Consider the following 21,208-nt stretch of genomic DNA (forward strand, 5'->3'; position numbering starts at 1 on the left):
CCGACGACAGGACTCCCGTGTTCCGACGCCTGCGCACGCGCCCCGACAACGTCCACCTCGGGCTGATGCTCGCCCTGACCTTCTCGACGGGCATCATCGACGCTGTCGGCTACCTCGGTCTCGACCGCGTCTTCACGGGAAACATGACCGGCAACGTCGTCATCCTGGGCATGGCGCTCGCGGGAGCGGACGACCTGCCCGTCGTCGGCCCGATCATCGCCCTCGCCGGCTTCATGCTCGGCGCCGCCATCGGCGGTCGCGTCCTGCGCCCGATCAAGGCCGGCTGGACCACCCGCTCCACCTGGCTCTTCACAGTCGTCGGCCTGGTGATGGCCGTCCTCGCGATCGTGCTGGGCGTCGTCCCCGAGCACCCCGAGCCGCTCGCCCTCACCGTGACCGGCGTCCTCGGACTCGCCATGGGCCTCCAGGCCGCGACCGCCCGCCACATCGCGGTCAAGGACGTCACTACCGTGGTCGTCACCTCGACCATCACCGGCCTCGCCGCCGACTCGCGCCTCGGCGGCGGCAAGGGCCAGCCGTGGTTCCGCCGGCTGACGGCCGTCGTGCTCATCGGGGCCGGAGCGGGCGTGGGCGCCCTCGCGCTGAACGTCGGTCTCTGGCTCGGCCTCGCGATCGCCGCCGCGATCACCCTGATCGCCTCGCTCTTCGGCCACCTCGTGGCCCACGCCAAGCACGCCCCCGTCGCCGAGAAGGCGACCGCGTAGCGCGTTCGCGACCGAGGTCGAGAGCGGCAGACGCCCGCCGGGGGCGTGGTCGGCGCGTCTCCGCCTCGGTCGTGCACGCCCCGACGCGCCGACGTCAGCGCGTCAGCTGCTGGCAGTGCGGGCAGAGGTGCGACGAGCGGTTCATGAACGGCACCCGCACGATCGCCTCACCGCACCGCGGGCACGGCTTCCCGGTCTGCCCGTAGGCGTTGAGGCTGTGCGAGAAGTACCCCGACGCCCCGTTCACATTGACGTACTGCGCGTCGAAGCTCGTGCCGCCCTCGGCCAGCGCCCGCTCGAGCACCGAGCGCACCTCGGCGAACAGCCGGCGGATCCGCGCCTCGCCGAGCGAGGAGCTCAGCCGTTCGGGGTGCAGCTCGGCGGCCCACAGCGACTCGTCGGCGTAGATGTTGCCGATGCCGCTGACCAGCGTCTGGTCGAGCAGCGAGCGCTTGATACCGCTGTTGCGCCGCGCCAGCACCGCGATCACGGCCGAGAGATCGAAGAAGGGGTCGAGCGGGTCGCGGGCGATGTGCGCGACCTGCGACGGCACCGTGCGCAGCCACTCGCCGTCGGAGGCGTCGTCACCCGCGAATCCGCCGGGCGCGCCGTCGCTCGTGGGCAGGAGCGCATCGACGGCCATCGAGCCGAAGATGCGCTGGTCGACGAAGTGCAGGGCGAGCTCGCCGTGGTCCGGGTTCTCGATGGCGATCCGGATGCGCGTCAGCCGGCCGAGCGGCGCATCGGCCGCGCGCAGCAGCACCTGCCCGCTCATCCCGAGGTGCACGAGCAGAGCCTCGTCATCACCCGCCGGCAGCCAGAGGAACTTGCCGCGCCGCACCGCACCCCGCAGGCGCCGCCCGACCAGGAGGCGCTCGAACGGGTGCGCGTGCACGTGGCGCTTCAGCGAGCGCTCGTCGACGATCTCGACGCCGGTCACGAGCGAGCCGGTGACGGCCGGGGCGAGGCCCGCGCGGACGACCTCGACCTCGGGGAGCTCGGGCACTCTCAGCCCTCGGCGGAGGCGCGAACCGGCTCGCCGGGCGCGGTCTCGGCCAGGCGCGTCCACGCGTCGAGCGCGGCGGCCATCTCGGCCGCCTTCTTGCTGGTGCCCTCGCCGCGGGCGGTGACGAGCCCGCCGACGATGACCGTGGCGACGAAGACCTTGTTGTGGTCGGGCCCGGTGGCCACGATCTCGTAGCGCGGAGCCGGCGCACCGCGCTCCGCCGCCGCCTCCTGGAGGCTCGTCTTCGGGTCCATCGAGACGCCGAAGCGCAGCGGATCCGCGCGCAGCGGAGCGATCAGGCGCAGCACGAGGTCTCGGGCGGCATCGGGACCGGTGCCGAGGTACACGGCTCCGATGATCGCCTCGACGGTGTCGGCGAGGATGGACGCCTTGTCGCGTCCGCCCGTCAGCTCCTCACCTCGCCCGAGACGGAGGTGCTCGCCCAGCCCGATCCCGCGGGCGATCTCGGCGAGGGCGACGGTCGAGACGAGGCTCGCGCGCCGCTTGGCCAGATCGCCCTCGGAGAGCGTCGGGTACTCGGTGTAGAGCATCACCGTGACGGCCTGCCCGAGGATCGAGTCGCCGAGGAACTCGAGGCGCTCGTTGTGCGGCAGTCCGCCGTGCTCGAAAGCGAACGACCGGTGCGTCAGGGCGAGCTCGAAGAGCTCATCGTCGAGGCTCACGCCGAGCGTGGCCTCCAGACGCGACCGGTCGTCGCTGGAGGGTGTTGCGGGGGTCTGGTTCACCATGGACCGCGGCACGCACCGACGAGCGGTGCGGAGCCGAATCAGACGTCGGCGACCTTGCGGCCCTTGTACTCGAGGAACAGCGCGGTGCCCGCGGCGTCCTCGACGACCTTGGCGCGGTGGGGGAGGCTGTAGACGACCTTGCCGTTGGGCTCGATGGTCTTGACCAGGGCCGGAGCCGTGGCCTTCCACTGCGAGCGGCGCATGTGGGTGTTCGCGCGGGACTTCTTCCTCTTGGGAACAGCCATGATTCTCTCTTCTCTACCTCTGGTTGGATCCGGTGCGGGCACTCTCGCCCGCGCCGATGTCTCTGTACTAGCTGTCTGCGGAAGCTCCGGGCGCTGCGGCCCCACCGGACTCCGCGTCACCCAGCCCGGCGAGCGCGGCCCACCGGGAGTCGCGCGGTGCCTCGGGCTCGGGCACGGAGGATTCGGCCAGCCGCTCCCCCGTGACGGGGTCGAGGCCCGGACAATCCGGCCGGCACACCGGCTGGAACGGCAGCGACAGAACCACCGCATCCCTGACCAGAGGTTCAAGATCCACGTGGTCGTCGTGAACCTCATAGTCGAAAGCTTCGTCAGAAGAGTACGCGAAAAGTTCCTGGAACTCGACATCGACAGGCAGGGAGATGTCGGTCAGGCAGCGGCTGCACTCGCCGACGGCCTCGGCCGAGACCTGGACGGAGGCGAGGATTCCCTCGTGGACCGACTCGAGACGGACGTCGAGATCGAGCGCCGCGCCCTTGCGCAGGGCGACGATGCCCTCGCCGAACTGCTCCGGCGCGTCGAGGTCGAGACGGTGCTCGCGCATCTCCCCCGGGCGTCCGTGGATGTCGCGCACGTTCAGCGTGAACGGCGTCTTCTTGAAAGTAGTCACAAGGATCCAGCCTACTCCCCCGATCCGCCCGTCGGCCGGTTCGCGCCGATCCCGCCGACGGGCCGCCCCCCACTCCTCAGAAGTTGCGGTAGTCGAGCGCGACTACCGCAACTTTCGAGGAGTCAGCGGGGCTCAGATCAGAAGGCTCCGTGGCGGAGGCGTCAGGCGCCGCCCTCCTCCAGGGTCACGTCGATCGGCTCGAAGTCGGCGCCGCTGGTGTCCACGTCCTCGTCGGCGAGCTCCGCGAGCGCCTTCTCGACGTACTCGTTCGAGTAGGCCGTCGCCGGCGGGTCCTCGCTGATGATGGTCGCGCCGGTCTCGTTCGTGGTCTCCTTCGCGATGTCGACCGTCTGCTGCCACGCGGTCTCGTCGATCATGCCGACGCCGTTCGTCGAGGGCCAGATCAGCTTGTTGACCTCGTTGGTCATCCAGAGCTGGTGGCTGGTACCGAGGGTCGATCCCGCGGCGGTCACGATGTCGGCCGCCTCCTGCGGGTTGTCCTTCGCGTAGATCCAGCCCTTGATCGACGCCTTGATGAAGGCGACGGTCTGGTCGGCGTAGGCCTCGTCGCTCTCGAGCTTGTCGGCGTCGGCCCAGATCGCGTCCTGGAGCATCGCGGTGCCGACGTCGTTCCAGTTGATGACGTTCAGGTCGTCCGGCTGGTACAGCTCCCCCGTGTCCGGGTTCACCGTCTCGAGCACCTGCGCGTACTCGTTGTAGGTCATCGCCTGCGCCGCGTCGATGTCGCCCGCGAGGAAGCCGTTCATGTCGAACTGCTGCTGCACGAGCGAGATGTCGTCGAGGGCGACGCCGTCCTTCTGCATGCCGGCGAAGAGCTCCCACTCGTTGCCGTAGCCCCAGCTGCCGACGGTCTTGCCCGACAGGTCGGCGGGCGAGGTGATCCCCTTGTCCTTGAACGAGATCTGCGTGGTCGCGCTGCGCTCGAAGATCTGCGCGACGTCGGTGATGTTCGCGCCCTGCTCGATCGAGCCGAGCACCTTCGGCACCCACGAGATCGCGTAGTCGGCGTCGCCGGAGGCGAGGACGTCCTGCGGGACGATGTCACCGCCTCCCTCGGCGATGGTCACGTCGAGGCCCTCGTCCTCGTAGTAGCCCTGGTCGACGGCGGCGTAGTAGCCGGCGAACTGGGCCTGGGCGACCCACTGCAGCTGCAGGGTCACCGGGGTGAGGTCTCCCGACGAGCCGGAGCCCTCGGAGTCGCCGCCGGATGCGCTGCAGCCGGTGAGTGCGAGGCCGACGACGGCGAAGCCCGCCGTCGTGGTCATCGCGATGCGTGTGCGTCTGTTCACTGTTCCTCCTGGTGCGGTGTGGTTCAGGACGTGCCCGGGAACGGGCGGTGATGCTGTGGTGCGGCGGTGCGGGCAGTGGAAGGAGAGGGGCGCAGACGGATCAGCGCGCGTGGCTGCGTCGGAGCGCGAGGGCCTCGAGCCCCGCGGTGACGCAGTAGAACAGGAGGCCGACGAGCACGGCGCCGAGCACGTAGGCGTAGGCGAGCGCGTAGTCGCTGCCCGAGGCCGCCGTCGTGATCGACTTGCCGAGCCCGCCCACCGGACCGCCGAAGTACTCGGCGACGAGGGCCGAGATCACGGCGAGGGAGGAGGCGATGCGCAGCCCCGTGAAGAAGAACGGCACCGCGCCGGGCAGCGTGATCGTCCGCGCGGTCTGCCACGGCGAGGCCGCGTAGGCGCGCATCAGATCGCGGTGCACCGGGAGGGCCTGGCGCAGGCCGCGCAGCGTGTTGATGTAGACCGGCACGAAGACCGCGAGGGCGGCCACGAGCTGGCGGGCCGTCTCGACGTTCGCGCCGAACATCGTGTAGAGCACCGGAGCCAGCGCCACGATCGGCACGACGGCCGCGGCCGCCACGATTGGAGCGACCAGCCCGTCGAAGACGCGGACCAGCGCCGAGAGCCCCGCGACGAGCACCGCCACCAGTGCCCCCACGACGAGGCCGACGAGCGCGTTCCTCCCCGTGACGAGGCTCCCCGAGGTGACGGAGGCGAGGTTCGCGCCGAACTCGGTCCCGATCGCGACCGGGGACGGCAGAACGAACGGCTTCACGTCGAGCGCCGTCACGCCGACCTGCCAGAGCAGCACGGCGGCGAGCCCCAGCACGAGCGGCGCGAGGACCGTCCGCGCGAGCGCCGGAGTGCTCACCGGTTCTCCACCCCGCGCGGCACGGCGGCGGCGTCGCCGTGCAGCAGCTCGCGGACGGCTCCGACGTCGCGGAAGAACGCGGTGTCCTCGCGGACGCCGGCGTCCCGCTCCGAGGAGTCGGGCAGGGCGATGTCGAGCACGTCCCTGATCCGGCCCGGTCGCGGAGACATCACCACGACGCGGTCCGAGAGGAACACCGCCTCCGGGATCGAGTGCGTCACGAACACGACGGCGGCGCCGGTCTCCTGGCGGATCCGCAGCAGCTCGGTCTGCATCCGCTCGCGCGTCATCTCGTCGAGGGCGCCGAACGGCTCGTCCATCAGCAGCAGGCGCGGGCTCTCGGCCAGCGCTCGGGCGATCGCCACGCGCTGCTGCATGCCGCCCGAGAGCTGGTCGGGGTAGGAGTCGGCGAAGTCGCCGAGGCCCACCAGCGCGAGGAGCTCGTCGACACGGGCCCGGCGAGCCGCGGCAGCCACACCGTGCAGCTCGAGGGGAAGCGCGATGTTCGCCCGGATCGTGCGCCACGGCAGCAGCCCCGCCTGCTGGAAGGCGATGCCGTACTCCTGGTCGAGTCGGGCGCGCCGAGCGGTCTTGCCGAAGACGGTGATCGCCCCCGAGGTCGGCTCGTCGAGATCGGCGATCAGGCGCAGGAGGGTCGACTTGCCGCAGCCGGACGGGCCGATCAGCGAGACGAACTCCCCCGGGGCGATCGTGAGCGAGACGTCCTGCAGCGCCGTGACGCTCGCCGCCTTGGTCGTGCTGAAGGTCTTGGTGACGGCGTCGACGACGACCGCCGGTTCTGCACTGTTCATACGGGCTGCCGCGCTCATGCGGGCTGCTCCCCTCGACGGAACGGACGGAGGACGGTGCCGATCAGGGCGACGACACCTGCGGCGGCGAGGCCCACCAGCACTGCGCCGAGGATCGGGGCCCAGGGCTTCGCAGGATCGCCGCCGGCGGCGGAGGCGAACTCGATGATCATGCGGCCGATGCCGCCGCGCAGGCCGATCGAGACCTCGGCGACGACCGTGCCGACGACGGCGCTGACCGCCCCGAGGCGCAGCGCCGGGATCAGGTAGGGCACGCTGGCCGGCAGGCGCAGGCGCAGCAGCGTCTTCCACCAGCCGACGCCGTAGACGCGCATCAGCTCGATCTGGCTCGCCGACGGCGAGGCGAGACCGCGCAGCGCCCCGATCGAGACCGGGAAGAACGCGAGGTAGGAGGCGATCAGCGCCACCGACATCCAGTTCTCCCAGGTGAACGCGCCGAGTTCGAGCTGAGAGCCCCAGCGGCGCACGAGCGGCGCGATCGCGATGAGCGGGACGGTCTGGCTCAGCACGATCCACGGCAGCACGGCCGACTCCGCCGTCCGGAACCGCTGCATCAGCAGCGCGAGGAGCAGCCCGACGACCACTCCGACGACCCAGCCGACGGCCGCGACGCCCAGCGAGAACGCGCTCGCCTGCAGCACCGCGAGCCAGAGCGCCGGAGCCCCTCGAGCGCCCGTCACGGGCTCGACCAGCCGACCGGCGATCTCCCACAGGTGCGGCATCGCGATGGCGCTCGTCCGCGGCAGCACTGTGACTCCGCCGAGCACGACCCCGGTCTCGGGGCCGAGCGCCTTGTACGCCTCCCAGAGCACCGCGAGCAGGAGGAGGCCGGCCGCGCCGAGGAGCACGCTGCGCGTCGCGACCCGCGAGGTCATGCCTTGGCCACGATGTGCTGACTCAGCGCCGGGATGACGGCCTCGCCGTACACCCGCAGCGTCTCCTCCTTGTTGTCGTGCTGGAGGTAGCCGGCGAACTGCGTGACCCCGATCTCGGCGAGCGCCTTCAGCTTCTCGATGTGCTCGTCGGCCGTCCCCAGCACGCAGAAGCGCTCGACGATCTCGTCGGGCACGAACGAGGTGTGGCTGTTGCCCGCGCGGCCGTGCTCGTTGTAGTCGTAGCCCTCGCGTCCGGCGATGTAGTCGGTCAGGGCCTGCGGGACCGCTCCGGAGGTGCCGTAGCGGCCGACGATGTCGGCGACGTGGTTGCCGACCATCCCGCCGAACCAGCGGCACTGGTCGATCATGTGCTCGCGGTCGGTCCCGATGTACATCGGCGCCGCCACGCAGAACTGCAGCGACTCCGGGTCGCGGCCGACGTTCGCCGCCGCCTGCTTGACCGTGTCGATCATCCAGCGCGCGATGTCGAGATCGGCCAGCTGCAGGATGAAGCCGTCGCCGACCTCGCCCGCGAGCTTCAGGGCGAGCGGACCGTAGGCCGCCACCCACATCTCGAGCGAGGAGCCGCGGCTCCACGGGAACTGCAGGGTCGAGCCGTTGTACTCGACCGAGCGGCTGTTCGCGAGCTCGCGGATGACGTGGATCGACTCCCGCAGCGTCTTGAGCGTCGTCGGCGCGCCTCCGGTGACGCGCACCGCGGAGTCGCCCCGGCCGATCCCGCAGACCGTGCGGTTGCCGTACATCTCGTTGAGCGTCGCGTGCAGGGAGGCGATGACCGTCCAGTCGCGCGTCGCAGGGTTGGTCACCATCGGGCCGACGGTGATGCGGTGGGTCTTCTCGAGGATCTGCGAGTAGATGACGTACGGCTCCTGCCAGAGCAGGTGCGAGTCGAAGGTCCACGCGTAGTCGAAGCCGTAGGTCTCGGCGAGGACGGCGAGCGCGACGGTGCGCGAGGCGGGCGGATTGGTCTGGAGGACGACTCCGAAGTCCATGGGGTTCCTTTGCTGCAGTGGGACAGAGGACTAGATCAAATATTGGGAGAGGCCCCGCTTGATGTACTTCCCGTCGCCCTTGGTCCCGACGTAGTCGCCGTCCTCGACGACGACCTTCCCGCGCGAGATCACGGTGTCGACGTGCCCGTCGATCTCGTAGCCCTCCCACGCCGAGTAGTCCATGTTCATGTGGTGCGTGCGTCCCTCGCCGATCCCGATCGAGGTGTGCCCGTTCGGGTCGTAGACCACGACGTCGCCGTCGGCACCCGGCTGGATGACGCCCTTCTTCCCGTACATCCCGAACATCCGCGCCGGAGTCGTCGACGTCAGCTCCACCCAGCGCGGCAGCGTGATCTGCCCCGAGACGACGCCCTGGTACATCAGGTCCATCCGGTGCTCGACCGAGCCGATGCCGTTCGGGATCTTCGAGAAGTCGCCGAGTCCCATGTCCTTCTGGCCCTTCATGCAGAAGGGGCAGTGGTCGGTCGAGACCATCTGGATGTCGTTGGTGCGCAGCGACTGCCACATGTGGTGCTGGTGCCCCTCCGCCTTCGAGCGCAGCGGAGTGGAGCACACCCACTTCGCGCCCTCGAAGTCACCCCACTCCTCGCTCGACGCGCCGAGCTGCTCCTCGAGGGAGAGGTAGAGGTACTGCGGGCAGGTCTCGCCGAACACGTTCATCCCGCGATCGCGCGCCTGCGCGATCTGCTCGACCGCCTGCTTCGCCGACACGTGCACCACGTAGAGGGGCGCACCCGTGAAGTCGGCGATCATGATCGCGCGATGGGTCGCCTCCTCCTCGGCCTGCCACGGCCGGGTGAGCCCGTGGAAGTACGGAGAGGTCTTCCCGGCCGGGACCGACTGCTTCACCAGCTCGTCGATGATCGCGCCGTTCTCGGCGTGCATCATCATCATCGCGCCGTTCGACGCGCCCTTCTGGAACGCCCGCAGGATCTGCCCGTCGTCCGAGAGGAACACGCCCTTGTAGGCCATGAACAGCTTGAAGCTGGTCACACCCTCCTCGATCAGCTCATCCATCGCCACGAGCGACGAGTCCTGCACGTCCGACAGGATCTGGTGGAACCCGTAGTCGATCGCGCAGTTCCCGGCCGCCTTCTCCTGCCAGGCGCCGTAGCGCTCGACGACGCTCTCGCCGGGGTACTGCACGACGAAGTCGACGATCGACGTCGTCCCACCCCACGCGGCGGCCCGGGTCCCGGTCTCGAAGGTGTCCGAGGCGTTCGTGCCGCCGAACGGCATCTCCATGTGCGTGTGCGCGTCGATCCCACCCGGGATGACGTACTTGCCGGTCGCGTCGATCACGCGATCGACGTTCGACGCCAGGTCGAAGCCGAGCAGGGTCGAGCCGGGCGCGAGCACCGCGGCGATCGTCTCCCCGTCGATCAGGACGTCGGCGGTGGCGGTGCCGGTCGCGTTGACGACCGTGCCGTTCGTGATGAGGGTCTTCATCGATGCTCCTCGGTTCTCGCAGGCTCGGGTCAGGGCTTCGGGATGCTCGTGTACGAGTCCGGCCGGCGGTCCCGGTAGAACTGCCAGTCGTCGCGCATCTCCTGCACCATGTCGAGCTCGAGATCGCGGATCAGGATCTCCTCGCTGTCGCCGGAGCCCCGCTCGCCGACGAAGTTCCCGCGCGGATCGATGACCTGGCTGGTCCCGTAGAAGTCGACGGCGAGCTCGCCGTACTCGTTGTCCTCGCGCCCGACGCGGTTGGGCTGCAGCACGAAGTAGCCGTTCGCCACCGCCGCGCACGGCCCCTCCACCTCCCACAGCCGGTTCGAGAGCCCCGGCTTCGTCGCGTTGGGGTTGAACACCATGTGCGCACCGTTCAGCCCCAGCTCGCGCCACCCCTCCGGGAAGTGGCGGTCGTAGCAGATGTAGAGCCCGACCTTGCCGACGGCCGTGTCGAACACCGGGTAGCCGAGATTCCCGGGCCGGAAGTAGAACTTCTCCCAGAAGCGGTCGAGGTGCGGGATGTGGTGCTTGCGGTACTTGCCGAGGATCGTCCCGTCGGCGTCCACCACGACGGCGGTGTTGTAGTACACGCCGGTGATGTCCTCCTCGTAGATCGGGAGGATCGTGACCAGGTTCAGCTCCTTCGCCAGCGCCGCGAAGCGCTGCACGATCGGCCCGTCGGCCGGCTCGGCGTAGCGGTAGTACTTCTTGTCCTCGGTGATCCCGAAGTACGGACCGTAGAACAGCTCCTGGAAGCAGATGATCTGCGCTCCCTGAGCCGCCGCGTCTCGGGCGAACTGCTCGTGCTTGTCGAGCATCGACTCCTTGTCGCCGGTCCAGGTGGTCTGCGTGATTGCCGCTCTGACGATGGTCATCGGTACCTCCATGCCTTGGGCGACCCGGGGTGGGTCTCCGCGGTGGGTCTTGTGCGGATGCGGAGCCGAGGGGGGCTCGCGCTCCCACTGTGGTCCGCGCCCCGCCCGAAGGCAATCGCGGTCCCCGTCCGACTCCGTGGACAGAGGTCCATCGTCGTCCTCCGACGTTTCCCGGGTGTTTCCGGCGGAGATCCGCAGCATTAAGGCATCCGGACCGAGGAATCCGTCGCACCCGCCCGCGCGCGGTACCGTGACCGGATGCGCATCACGATCCTGGCCGGCGGCGTCGGCGGCGCCCGTTTCACCTCGGCCGTGCGCGAGCACCTCCGCGACCTCGAGGCGGCGGGCGGCGAGGCCTCCGAGATCACCGTCATCGCGAACACCGGCGACGACATGTGGCTGGCCGGTCTCAAGGTCTGCCCCGACCTCGACTCCCTCACCTACTCGCTGGGAGGCGTCAACGACACCGAGCGCGGCTGGGGTCGCGCGGGCGAGACGGAGCGCGTCTCGGCCGAGCTCGAGGCGTTCGGCGTCGGCTGGCCCTGGTTCACCCTCGGCGACCTCGACCTGGGCACCCACATCGCCCGCACCTCGATGCTGCGCGACGGTCTCACCCTCTCGGAGGCGACCGCCCGCATCACCGCGCGCTGGCCCCTCGGCGTCCGCCTCCTCCCGATGTCGGACGACGACGTCGAGACCCACGTCGAGGTCGACCTCCCCGGCGAGGGGATCCGCCTCCTCCACTTCGAGGAGTGGTGGGTGCGGCTGCGCGCCTCGGCCCCCGCCCGCCGCTTCGTCCAGAAGAACGTCGCGGAGGCCCGCCCCGCCCCCGGCGTCCTCGAGGCCATCGCCGACACCGACGCCGTCCTGATCGCCCCCTCCAACCCCGTCGTCTCGATCGGCACCGTCCTCGGCGTCCCCGGCATCGCCGACGCGGTCAGGTCGACCTCCGCTCCCGTCGTGGGCGTCTCCCCCATCATCGGCGGGGCCGTCGTCCGCGGCATGGCCGACGCCTGCCTTCCCGCCATCGGCGTCGACACCTCCGCCGAGGCGGTCGGCCGCCACTACGGTGCCCGCTCCGCCGGCGGCCTCCTCGACGCCTGGCTCGTCGCCGAGGAGGACGCGGCCGCCGTCCCCGCCCTCTCCGACACCGGCCTCCGCGTCCACTCCGTCCCCCTCTGGCTCCGCGACCGCGCCACCTCGACCCGCCTCGCCGCCGACACCCTGGCCGCCGCCCGCGCCTGACCCACCCGCCTCCGCGCCGCCCTCTGGACAGGATCGGGAGGGTGCCGTCGCCCTCCCTCACGCTCCACCCCGCAAGCACTCCCGCTCCCCTCCCGAGCAGGACACCCCTCCTGAACCCGAGGAGCGGGTGGGGTGCCTCGTCGCGGCTCCTGGCTCGGGTCTGGCGGGAGCGCCGCAGGCGCTCGGGAAGGAGCCGCGACGAGGCACCCCGCCCGATCCGACGCCTTCACGAGCGCGCCCCCCACCCCGGCCGCGCGAAGCGCGCCGCCCTCTGCTGCCCGCCCCCGAGCACCTCTCTCCAGGGCGCGCTCCCGCCCCGCATCCAGACCCTCCCGATCCCCAGACCGACCTGGCCATCTGCGACGGCGGGCCGCCCGGACGCCGCGGTCGGGGCGGAGGGCAGCGGGCAGGTGGAGCGGCGCCTCCCGATCCCTTGTACGGTCGACGTCGAGGGTCCCGGACCCGACCCGCCCCGAGGAGATCCGCATGCAGCTCAGCACCGAGAAGATCGAGCCCGACATCGTCGTCGTCCGGCCCGTCGGGCGCCTCGATCTGACGAGCGTGCCCGAGTTCGAGGCCGTGGTCCTGCGGGCGATCTCCGACGGAGATCTGCGCGTCGTGGTCGACCTCGCCGGAGTCGACTTCCTCGACTCCTCCGGCCTCGGCGTGCTCGTCGCGTGCCTCAAGGAGGCACGACGCGCGGGTGGAGACATCCGGGTCGCGTCGCCCGCCGAGCAGCCGGCCATGGTGCTCCGGCTGTCGAACCTCGATCGCCTGCTCGGCACGACCGAGAGCGTCGAGGACGCCTACCGTGTCTGAGCGCTCGCTGGTCATCCGCACCCCTCCCGATGACGGCGTGACCGCCGTGCACGACGCCCTGGCCGAGATCTGGGCGGAGTCGCCCGGCGTCGGCTCGTGGGACCGGATGGCCTTCGAGACCGCGCTCGCCGAGCTGACCTCGAACATCGTGCAGCACGCCCACTCGGCCCGGCACACCCTCTGCGTCATCGACATCACCGTCGACGAGCACGAGCTGCGGGCCGTGCTGAACGACTCCGCTCCCGCCGCCGGCGTCGATGTCAGCGAGCCCCGCGACATGCCCGACGAGTGGGCGGAGGCCGGTCGCGGCATCCCGTTCATCCAGGCGCTCGTGACGCGGTTCGAGTACGCCCGCGTCGACGGTCAGAACATCTGGACGATCATCCGCGAGAGGCCGCGGTCGTGACCGACGAGAGGGAGCGCGTCCGTCTCGCCGCCGTCGCCTCGCTCGACTTCTCGGAGTCCGGGCCGCAGGAGCGCTTCGATCGGATCACGCGGGTCGCGCGTCAGCTGCTCCGCGTGCCGTCGGCCGAGATCAACATCATCGAGGAGTCGACGCAGTTCACGAAGTCCCCCGAGCGGCCGTCGCAGACGAGTCGGATCGCTCGCGCCGACTCGATCTGCGACATCACCGTCCAGCAGCCGGAGCTGCTCGTCATCGAGGACGCCACCGCCGATGCGCGCTTCGCCGAGCGCGGAGCCGTGACCGGCGACACGCACCTCCGCTTCTACGCCGGACGCCCCCTGACGATCGGCGACAACCAGCGGGTCGGCACGATCTGCGTCTTCGACCGCGTCGCCCGCGACTTCTCCGAGGAGGAGCGGCAGGTCCTCGAGGAGCTCGGGCGGTGGGCCGAGCGCGAGCTGCGCGAGATCGCGTCGGCGAGCCGCGCCGCCGAGCTGCAGCGGCGCCTGCGCCCGCCCGCGCTGGTGGTCGACGACTGGAGCGTCGCGGGGTCGACGCTGCCGGCTCACGATGTGGCGGGCGACTACGCCTCCTGGCGCTCCTCCGACGGCCGTCTCGCGCTCGAGGTGGTGGATGTGATGGGCAAGGGCACCGGGGCGGCGATCATCGCCTCGGCCGTCCGCTCCGCGTTCCAGGCGCGACCGGAGGCGACCCCGGGCGCCGCGGTCACCGCCGTCAACGCGCAGCTCCTCCAGGACCTCACCGCCACCGCCACCTTCGCGACCGCCTTCGTCGGCAGCGTCGACCCCGTCGACGGCGTGCTCACGTTCGTCGACGCGGGGCACGGACTCACCGTCCTCGTCCGTGCCGATGGAGCCGTCGAGCGCCTGAGCACCGCCGGACTCCCCCTGGGGATCGCGGAGGACGCCCAGTGGGAGGAGCACCAGCGGATCCTCTCCCCGGGCGACGCGCTGTTCTCGTGCAGCGACGGCGTGCTCGACCTCTACGACGGCTCGCTCAGCGCGCTCGATCACGTCGCCGACCTGGTCCGCAGCCTCGGCGACGACGAGCTCTTCGACCACCTCGCCGCACTCGCTCTCAGCACGGGCGTCCAGGACGATGTGACAGCGTTGGTGCTGCGGCGCCGCTGACGGCGCCGCACCCCCCTGCACCTCGACGGAAGGACCTTGACCATGCCCGGAGCCCTCGTCCTCGCCGGAGGCGGCCTCGCCGGGATCGCGTGGGAGCTCGGTGTCGTCCGCGGCATCGCCGACGCGTCGCCCGAGACCGCGCGACTCCTCCTCGACCCCTCGACGACCTTCATCGGCACCTCCGCCGGTTCCGCCGTCGCCGCCCAGCTGAGCACCTCCGTCGGTCTCGACGAGTCGTACGAGGCGCAGCTGCGCGAGGAGTCGGCCGAGATCGGCGCCGACGTCGACTCCGTGGCTCTGCAGGCGCTGTTCGCGTCGGCGATCGAGGGCGCGACGTCTCCCGAGGACGCGCGGCGCCGCATCGGCACCCTGGCGCTCGAGACGGCGACCCTGCCCGAGGAGACCCGCCGCGACGTGATCGCCGCACGGGTCGCCGACGCCGACTGGCCGGAGCGCCGCCTCCTGATCACCGCCGTCGACACGGCGACCGGCGCGCTCGAGGTCTTCGACCGCTCGAGCGGCGTCGAGCTCGTCGACGCGATCTCGGCGAGCTGCGCGGTGCCAGGAGTGTGGCCGCCCGTCACGATCGGGGGCGTGCGCTACATGGACGGCGGCGTCCGCTCCGGCAGCAACGCCGATCTGGCGGCGGGCTCGGAGTGGGTCGTCGTCGTCACCCCGCTCCCCGGCGCGGGCGCACCCGGTGTCGGCACGCTTCCGATGTCCGAGCTCGAGGCCCTCGAGGGATCGCGCGTCGAGATCGTCTACGCCGATGAGGCGTCGGTCGAGGCCTTCGGCCCGAACTCGCTCGACCCGGCCGTCCGTGCGGCGTCCGCCGAGGCCGGCCGCGCCCAGGGAGCACGCATCGCCTCGAGGATCGCGGCGCTCGTCGGCGCCGCGGATCAGGCGCGGACGGCGTAGCGGAGGTAGACCGTCCCGTCGGCGAACCGGCGCTCCTCGCGCAGGTCGAGCGAGAGCTCCAGGCCGCGCGGGAGGAACGGAGTGCCGCCTCCGACCGTCACCGGCACCACGAACCAGCGCACCTCGTCCACGATCCCCGCGGCGAGGGCAGTCGCAGCGAGCGTGGCCCCTCCGATCGAGGTGTCGCGATCGCTCGCGCGCGCCCGTTCCGCCACCGTCACGGGATCGAAGGTCGTCTCGAGGGTCGTCCGCCGAGTGCGGACCTTCGCCAGCGTTCGCGAGTAGACGACCTTGTCCGATCCCTGCCACAGGCGCTGGTAATCGGCGATGAAGGCGAACTGCTTGGCCAGCTCGAAGCCCGTGTCCCAGACCCGCATGGTCTCGTACATGCGTCGTCCGAGGAGCATCGTGCCGACCGCCGCTTCGATCTCGTTGATGAAGCGGTGCACGGCCGGTCGCGGTTCGGCCCAGCCGAATCCGCCCGCCTCGTCGACGGTGTAGCCGTCGAGCGATGCGAGAGCGCTGTAGACGAGCGCGCCCACGTCGGCCTCCTCCGCGGGAGGCTTCGGGTTCCGCCCACGCGGCGAGGCTAGACCTGAGAGCGCTCTCCTACAAGCGCCCGGGAACGGGACGGCGGGGATGGACGGACGAGCGCCCTCCGGGGCCCTTCTCCCCCGTTCCGCAGCGCGCGAGCCCGCGCCGAACGGCGGTTCTCCGACCCTCTCGTCGGCGGGGTCCTCGGCGCCCCGGACCGCGGGACCGCGTACGGTGGTGGGGTCGCAGAGCGCGGCCGTGGAGGGTTCCGGATGAAGATCAGTCAGCTGCGTCATTTCGTGGTGGTCGCCGAAGAGCTCCACTTCGTGCGCGCCGCCGAGAAGCTCGGCATCTCGCGGCAGAAGCTCGACTCCTCCGTCGAGGCCGTCGAGCTCGACGACGGCCGCGTCCTGTTCGAGCCCGGCGCCGCGGCCACCACCCTCACCGCCGCGGGCCGTCAGCGCCTCGCCTCCGCCCGCGAGGAGCTCGCCGCCCTCGGTGACGAGGAGGCGGCCGCCCCCAAGTCCGGCGGCAAGGCCAAGGCCTCCAAGGGCACCGGCCGCGCCCCGGTCGTCAAGGGCCAGCCCAAGCCCTACAAGCGCCGCCAGTCGCGCTGACGCGCCCCGCCCTCGACGCGCCGCCGAGCGGAGGGCTAATGTCGCGCAGTCGCTCACTTCGATGACCCCTCGGGCGACAGCTTCGGATGACGATGCGCGGTCCGCGGCCGACCCGGAGTGCGCGTCTCCACCGCCATCACATCGGGCGGGAGGCGATGACCGGCTGGAGTCCGGAGAGCCTCAGCGCCCACTCGCGGACGTCGGCGTCAATCCAGTCCAGGACGCGATGGTAATTTCTTCGATGAAGACCCCGGAAGGCCTCTGCGAGAGCATGTCTCCGGGGTTACTGCTTTCTCAGCGTAGGCAGCGCGTCCGACATCGCGCCGTCTCCTGAACGATCCGCGCCAGGCTTCGTCGATGCGGCTCCAGGCGGGCTTCTTGCTGCCGCGGTCGGGGCGCTCGACCCGAGCAAGGTGGGCCGGCGACATTGCGAGTGGGCCCTACCGGGCTCGAACCGATGACATCCACGGTGTAAACGTGGCGCTCTACCAACTGAGCTAAAGGCCCCCGCCGCGGCCGAGCCGCGAACGATCGCCTCGATCCTACGACACGGCCGCGCTCCGCCGACCCGGTCGGGGCGCGGCGCCCGGGGCCGTTCGGCCCGTCGCTGGGAGACCTGCGGCGCCGCTACCCTCGGCTCATGTCCGACAGCAGTGGCGACGGCGCACGGGCCAGGCGCCGCGCCGAGAGTCGGTGGCCCGCCTCCGCCGCGATCGTCGTCGCCGTCGCGTTGAACGTCGTCGGGCACAACGACGGCACGTCGGTCGTCAGGCTCGTCGCCGCGGGGATCACCCTCGCTCTGCTGGTGCCCCTGTTCATCGTGAATCCGCGTCGGCTCGACTCCGAGACGCGCTGGTCACGGGGAGTGTCGATCGCGCTCGCGGTGGTGCTGACGGTGGCCAACCAGGTGAACGTCGTCTCGGTGATCGTCGACCTGGTCGACGGATCGACCGACGGGCCGCTCCTCCTGCTCACCGCCCTGCAGGTCTGGGTGACGAACGTGGTCGCCTACGCACTGCTCTACTGGGAGATCGACCGGGGCGGGCCGGTCGCCCGCGGGACGCTCCCCCGCGCCGAGCTGCCGCCGGCCGACTTCGCGTTCCCGCAGGACACCTACCGGGACACGGTGGGTGACGTGTCGATCTCCTCCTCCGAGCGCGCCGACTGGCGGCCGGGCTTCGTCGACTACCTCTACGTCTCGACGACGAACACGATGGCGTTCAGCCCGACCGACACCATGCCGCTGTCGAGCCGCGTGAAGCTCCTGATGTCGCTCGAGGGATTCACCGGCTTCGTGCTGCTGGCCCTGGTCATCTCGCGCGCGGTCAACATCCTGAACTGACGTCGCGGGAGGCCGCTTCGGGACGCGACGATCGAGGCTCGCCGACGGGGCGACTCGCGCAGCGTGAGCCGGCGTCAGGCGTGCGCCGGCACCAGCGCGTCGATGGCGGCCCGGTAGGCGTCCATCGATCGCGCCTCGCCGGGAGCCGTGATGAAGGTGTCGCGGATGACGCCCGACTTGTCGATCAGGAAGGTGGCCCGCGTCGCGTAGCCCTTGCCCTCGAGGAACACGCCGTACTGCTTGGCGACGTCGCCGTGCGGCCAGAAGTCCGAGAGCAGCGTGAAGTCGTAGCCCTGCTTCTCGCCCCAGGCGCGCAGGGTCTGCTTCGAGTCGACCGAGATGCCGATCAGCTCGACCTCGGCGTGCTCGAACAGCGACAGGTTCTCGCGCAGCGCGCAGAACTCCCCCGTGCAGGTGCCCGAGAAGGCGAGGGGGAAGAAGACGAGGGCGACGTTGCGCCGCCCGTGGAAGTCGCCGAGCTGGATGCGCTCGCCGTACTGGTTCGCGAGTTCGAAATCGGGAGCCAGCGTGAGCTTCTCGAGAGCCATCGGTCCGAGGTCCTTCCGTGCGCACGAGAGTCGCGCGAGCACGAGGGGCAATGCTAGACCCGCTCCGGGCTTCCACCAAGGATCGGGAGGTTTCGGCCGCTGCGCGTGCCCGGCCTGGTGAAATCCCACAGACACCTGAGGGGTTCCGTCGTGGATCGTCACAGATGGTGGGAATCGATAGGCTGATCCAGGTGCCCGCGCCCGGCTCGTCATCCGAGTCCTCCAGCGCGCGGATCCGCACCGCTTCATGAGAGTGATGTCTCGGGCACGATCTGCCCCCAGAGAGAGGTCGAGGGTGACTGTTAACGATCAGGACCCGTATTCCGTCGGTCACGTGGACTCGGACCCCGAGGAAACGTCGGAGTGGAACGAGTCGCTCGACGCGCTCGTCGAGGAGCGGGGGGCCGGTCGCGGACGTGACGTCATGCTCAGCCTCCTCAAGCGCTCCAAAGAGCTGCACCTCGGTGTGCCGATGGTGCCGACCACGGACTACATCAACACGATCGCGGCCGAGAACGAGCCCGACTTCCCGGGCGACGAGGACGTCGAGCGCCGCTACCGCGCCTGGATCCGCTGGAACGCGGCCATCCTCGTGCACCGCGCGCAGCGTCCCGGCATCGGAGTCGGCGGCCACATCTCGACGTACGCGTCGAGCGCGTCGCTCTACGAGGTCGGCTTCAACCATTTCTTCCGCGGCCAGGACCACCCGGGCGGTGGCGACCAGATCTTCATCCAGGGCCACGCCTCCCCCGGTCCCTACGCGCGCGCCTTCCTCGAGGGACGCCTGAGCGAGCACCAGCTCGACGGCTTCCGCCAGGAGAAGTCGCACCAGGGCGGAGGGCTCTCGAGCTACCCGCACCCGCGCCTCATGCCCGAGTTCTGGCAGTTCCCGACCGTGTCGATGGGCCTCGGGCCGATCAACGCGATCTACCAGGCGCAGGCCAACAAGTACCTCACCAACCGCGGCATCAAGGACGCCTCCGACCAGCAGGTCTGGGCGTTCCTCGGCGACGGCGAGATGGATGAGGTCGAGTCGCGCGGTCAGCTCCAGGTGGCGGCGAACGACGGACTCGACAACCTCAACTTCATCGTCAACTGCAACCTCCAGCGCCTCGACGGACCCGTCCGCGGCAACGGCAAGATCGTCCAGGAGCTCGAGTCGTACTTCCGCGGCGCCGGCTGGAACGTCATCAAGCTCATCTGGGGCCGCGAGTGGGACGACCTGCTCGCCCGCGACACCGAGGGCGCTCTGCTCGACCTGATGAACAAGACGCCCGACGGCGACTTCCAGACCTACAAGACGGAGGACGGCGCCTACGTCCGCGAGAACTTCTTCGGTCGCGACCCGCGCGCGAAGAAGCTGGTCGAGGACATGACCGACGAGCAGATCTGGGGCCTGCGCCGAGGTGGTCACGACTACCGCAAGATCTACGCCGCCATGAAGGCCGCGACGGAGCACAAGGGCCAGCCGACCGTCATCCTCGCCCACACCATCAAGGGCTACGGTCTCGGCCGCAGCTTCGAGGGCCGCAACGCGACCCACCAGATGAAGAAGATGACGCTCGACAACCTGAAGGGCTTCCGCGACACCATGCGGATCCCGATCACGGACGCCCAGCTCGAGGAGAACCCCTACCTCCCGCCGTACTTCCACCCCGGTCAGGGCGACGAGGCGATCGAGTACATGCAGGAGCGTCGTCGCGCGCTCGGCGGCTACGTCCCCGAGCGCCGCTCGAAGTACACGCAGCTCAGCCTGCCGGACGACTCCGCCTACGCGATCGGCAAGAAGGGCTCGGGTACGCAGGAGGTCGCCACCACCATGGCGTTCGTGCGCATCCTGAAGGACATCCTGCGCTCGAAGGACTTCGGCAACCGGGTCGTCCCGATCATCCCCGACGAGGCGCGCACGTTCGGGATGGACGCGTTCTTCCCGAACGCGAAGATCTACAACCCCCGCGGTCAGCACTACACCTCGGTCGACCGCGAGCTGCTGCTCGCGTACAAGGAGAGCCCCCAGGGGCAGATCCTGCACGTCGGCATCAACGAGGCCGGAGCGCTCGCGGCGTTCACCGCGATCGGCACCTCCTACTCGACGCAGGGCGAGCCGCTCATCCCGGTCTACGTCTTCTACTCGATGTTCGGGTTCCAGCGCACGGGCGACGCGATCTGGGCGGCGGGCGACATGATGTCGCGCGGCTTCATGATCGGCGCGACGGCCGGACGGACCACGCTCACCGGCGAGGGCCTCCAGCACGCGGACGGGCACTCCCCGATCCTCGCGGCGACCAACCCGGCCGTGGTCAGCTACGACCCGGCCTACGGCTACGAGATCGCGCACATCGTGCAGTCCGGTCTCGACCGCATGTACGGCGGGAAGCACGACGACCCCAACGTCATGTACTACATCGCCGTCTACAACGAGCCGATCGTGCAGCCGAAGGAGCCGGAGGACGTCGACGTCGAGGGCATCGTCCGCGGCATCCACCGCATCTCGTGGGGGCAGTGGGACGGCCCGAAGGCGCAGCTCCTCGCATCCGGAGTCGCCGTGCCGTGGGCGATCGAGGCGCAGAAGCTCCTCGCCGAGGACTGGGGGGTGTCGGCCGACGTGTGGTCGGTCACCTCGTGGAACGAGCTGCGGCGCGACGGCATCAAGGCCGAGCACCACAACTTCCTCCACCCCGAGGACGAGGCGCAGGTGCCCTACGTGACCGAGAAGCTGGCCGACGCGAAGGGTCCCTTCGTCGCCGTCTCCGACTTCTCGCACCAGGTCCCCGACCAGCTGCGGCAGTTCATCCCGGGCGACTTCGCGACGCTCGGAGCGGACGACTTCGGCTTCTCGGACACCCGCGCGGCCGCACGCCGCTACTTCAAGATCGACGGTCCGTCGGTCGTGGTGCGCACGCTCCAGCTGCTCGCCAAGCGCGGCGAGGTCGACCCCTCGCTCGCGGTCCAGGCGATCGAGAAGTACCGTCTCCTCGACGTCAACGCCGGCACCACCGGCAACGCGGGCGGCGAGAGCTGACGGACGGGT

General features: G+C 70.4%; 22 protein-coding genes and 1 tRNA gene. 9 read left to right on the plus strand and 14 right to left on the minus strand.

Annotation, left to right across the window (positions count from 1 at the left end):
• Positions 1–17 precede the first annotated feature (17 nt).
• On the plus strand, positions 18–725 hold the full coding sequence (locus tag GRS96_RS13090) for a YoaK family protein (protein WP_235021822.1): 708 nt from the start codon (positions 18–20) through the stop codon (positions 723–725).
• Positions 726–819: 94 nt separating this feature from the next.
• Here GRS96_RS13090 and mutM read toward each other — a convergent pair whose 3' ends face one another.
• The 11 genes from mutM to GRS96_RS13145 all read right to left on the minus strand — a co-directional run bounded on the left by mutM (position 820) and on the right by GRS96_RS13145 (position 10,597).
• Entirely contained in the window at positions 820–1,731 is a 912-nt protein-coding gene (gene mutM, locus GRS96_RS13095) for a bifunctional DNA-formamidopyrimidine glycosylase/DNA-(apurinic or apyrimidinic site) lyase (RefSeq protein ID WP_159854034.1), read from the minus strand.
• Between the two features lie 2 nt (positions 1,732–1,733).
• Positions 1,734–2,480, minus strand: a complete 747-nt coding sequence (gene rnc, locus GRS96_RS13100; protein WP_159988681.1) for a ribonuclease III — start codon at positions 2,478–2,480, stop codon at positions 1,734–1,736.
• Positions 2,481–2,518: 38 nt separating this feature from the next.
• Entirely contained in the window at positions 2,519–2,725 is a 207-nt protein-coding gene (rpmF, locus tag GRS96_RS13105; protein ID WP_056044186.1) for a 50S ribosomal protein L32, read from the minus strand.
• A gap of 67 nt (positions 2,726–2,792) precedes the next feature.
• Positions 2,793–3,353: a YceD family protein gene (locus tag GRS96_RS13110; protein ID WP_159854038.1), complete on the minus strand. Its 561-nt coding sequence runs from the start codon at positions 3,351–3,353 to the stop codon at positions 2,793–2,795.
• Positions 3,354–3,514: 161 nt separating this feature from the next.
• Positions 3,515–4,663: an ABC transporter substrate-binding protein gene (locus GRS96_RS13115; RefSeq protein ID WP_442966620.1), complete on the minus strand. Its 1,149-nt coding sequence runs from the start codon at positions 4,661–4,663 to the stop codon at positions 3,515–3,517.
• 100 nt (positions 4,664–4,763) lie between these two features.
• Positions 4,764–5,531, minus strand: coding sequence for an ABC transporter permease (locus GRS96_RS13120; protein ID WP_159988682.1), 768 nt, complete (start codon positions 5,529–5,531; stop codon positions 4,764–4,766).
• On the minus strand, positions 5,528–6,361 hold the full coding sequence (locus GRS96_RS13125) for an ABC transporter ATP-binding protein (RefSeq protein ID WP_159988683.1): 834 nt from the start codon (positions 6,359–6,361) through the stop codon (positions 5,528–5,530). The genes GRS96_RS13120 and GRS96_RS13125 overlap by 4 nt, the downstream gene beginning before the upstream one ends.
• On the minus strand, positions 6,358–7,236 hold the full coding sequence (locus GRS96_RS13130; RefSeq protein ID WP_159854044.1) for an ABC transporter permease: 879 nt from the start codon (positions 7,234–7,236) through the stop codon (positions 6,358–6,360). The genes GRS96_RS13125 and GRS96_RS13130 overlap by 4 nt, the downstream gene beginning before the upstream one ends.
• Positions 7,233–8,249: a TIGR03842 family LLM class F420-dependent oxidoreductase gene (locus GRS96_RS13135; RefSeq protein ID WP_159854046.1), complete on the minus strand. Its 1,017-nt coding sequence runs from the start codon at positions 8,247–8,249 to the stop codon at positions 7,233–7,235. The genes GRS96_RS13130 and GRS96_RS13135 overlap by 4 nt, the downstream gene beginning before the upstream one ends.
• Before the next feature lie 30 nt (positions 8,250–8,279).
• The gene (gene hydA, locus GRS96_RS13140; protein WP_159988684.1) at positions 8,280–9,719 is read right to left on the minus strand and encodes a dihydropyrimidinase; all 1,440 of its coding nucleotides are present in this window, start codon (positions 9,717–9,719) and stop codon (positions 8,280–8,282) included.
• Between the two features lie 29 nt (positions 9,720–9,748).
• Positions 9,749–10,597 carry a nitrilase-related carbon-nitrogen hydrolase gene (locus tag GRS96_RS13145; protein WP_159854050.1) on the minus strand — a complete coding sequence of 283 codons (849 nt, stop codon included), beginning with the start codon at positions 10,595–10,597 and terminating at the stop codon, positions 9,749–9,751.
• 258 nt (positions 10,598–10,855) lie between these two features.
• Between GRS96_RS13145 and cofD the strand changes: the two genes are divergently transcribed.
• The 5 genes from cofD to GRS96_RS13170 all read left to right on the plus strand — a co-directional run bounded on the left by cofD (position 10,856) and on the right by GRS96_RS13170 (position 15,136).
• Entirely contained in the window at positions 10,856–11,842 is a 987-nt protein-coding gene (gene cofD / locus GRS96_RS13150) for a 2-phospho-L-lactate transferase (RefSeq protein ID WP_159854052.1), read from the plus strand.
• A 486-nt stretch (positions 11,843–12,328) separates the two neighbouring features.
• Positions 12,329–12,661, plus strand: a complete 333-nt coding sequence (locus tag GRS96_RS13155; RefSeq protein ID WP_159859523.1) for an STAS domain-containing protein — start codon at positions 12,329–12,331, stop codon at positions 12,659–12,661.
• On the plus strand, positions 12,654–13,067 hold the full coding sequence (locus GRS96_RS13160; RefSeq protein WP_159859520.1) for an ATP-binding protein: 414 nt from the start codon (positions 12,654–12,656) through the stop codon (positions 13,065–13,067). The genes GRS96_RS13155 and GRS96_RS13160 overlap by 8 nt, the downstream gene beginning before the upstream one ends.
• The gene (locus GRS96_RS13165) at positions 13,064–14,218 is read left to right on the plus strand and encodes a PP2C family protein-serine/threonine phosphatase (protein ID WP_159988685.1); all 1,155 of its coding nucleotides are present in this window, start codon (positions 13,064–13,066) and stop codon (positions 14,216–14,218) included. Before GRS96_RS13160 ends, GRS96_RS13165 begins: the two co-directional genes overlap by 4 nt.
• A 42-nt stretch (positions 14,219–14,260) precedes the next feature.
• Positions 14,261–15,136, plus strand: a complete 876-nt coding sequence (locus GRS96_RS13170; protein ID WP_159988686.1) for a patatin-like phospholipase family protein — start codon at positions 14,261–14,263, stop codon at positions 15,134–15,136.
• On the opposite strand, the gene GRS96_RS13175 is transcribed toward GRS96_RS13170, so the two are convergent.
• A complete protein-coding gene (locus GRS96_RS13175) occupies positions 15,118–15,678 on the minus strand; it encodes a dihydrofolate reductase family protein (protein ID WP_159859511.1) in 561 nt (186 codons plus the stop codon). The genes GRS96_RS13170 and GRS96_RS13175 overlap by 19 nt on opposite strands.
• A 264-nt stretch (positions 15,679–15,942) precedes the next feature.
• On the opposite strand from GRS96_RS13175, the gene GRS96_RS13180 reads away from it, so the two are divergent.
• On the plus strand, positions 15,943–16,287 hold the full coding sequence (locus GRS96_RS13180) for a LysR family transcriptional regulator (RefSeq protein WP_159859508.1): 345 nt from the start codon (positions 15,943–15,945) through the stop codon (positions 16,285–16,287).
• Between the two features lie 434 nt (positions 16,288–16,721).
• On the opposite strand, the gene GRS96_RS13185 is transcribed toward GRS96_RS13180, so the two are convergent.
• Positions 16,722–16,794, minus strand: a tRNA-Val gene (locus tag GRS96_RS13185).
• Between the two features lie 133 nt (positions 16,795–16,927).
• On the opposite strand from GRS96_RS13185, the gene GRS96_RS13190 reads away from it, so the two are divergent.
• Positions 16,928–17,629, plus strand: coding sequence for a hypothetical protein (locus GRS96_RS13190; protein WP_159988687.1), 702 nt, complete (start codon positions 16,928–16,930; stop codon positions 17,627–17,629).
• A gap of 74 nt (positions 17,630–17,703) precedes the next feature.
• Here the strand turns inward: GRS96_RS13190 and GRS96_RS13195 are convergent, their stop codons facing one another.
• Positions 17,704–18,177 (minus strand): peroxiredoxin, encoded by a 474-nt coding sequence (locus GRS96_RS13195; RefSeq protein ID WP_159859502.1) that lies wholly within the window; start codon positions 18,175–18,177, stop codon positions 17,704–17,706.
• A 295-nt stretch (positions 18,178–18,472) separates the two neighbouring features.
• On the opposite strand from GRS96_RS13195, the gene aceE reads away from it, so the two are divergent.
• Positions 18,473–21,199: a pyruvate dehydrogenase (acetyl-transferring), homodimeric type gene (gene aceE / locus GRS96_RS13200; RefSeq protein ID WP_159988688.1), complete on the plus strand. Its 2,727-nt coding sequence runs from the start codon at positions 18,473–18,475 to the stop codon at positions 21,197–21,199.
• Positions 21,200–21,208: the final 9 nt, after the last annotated feature.

Source organism: Rathayibacter sp. VKM Ac-2803, assembly GCF_009807175.1.
GTDB lineage: Bacteria > Actinomycetota > Actinomycetes > Actinomycetales > Microbacteriaceae > Rathayibacter.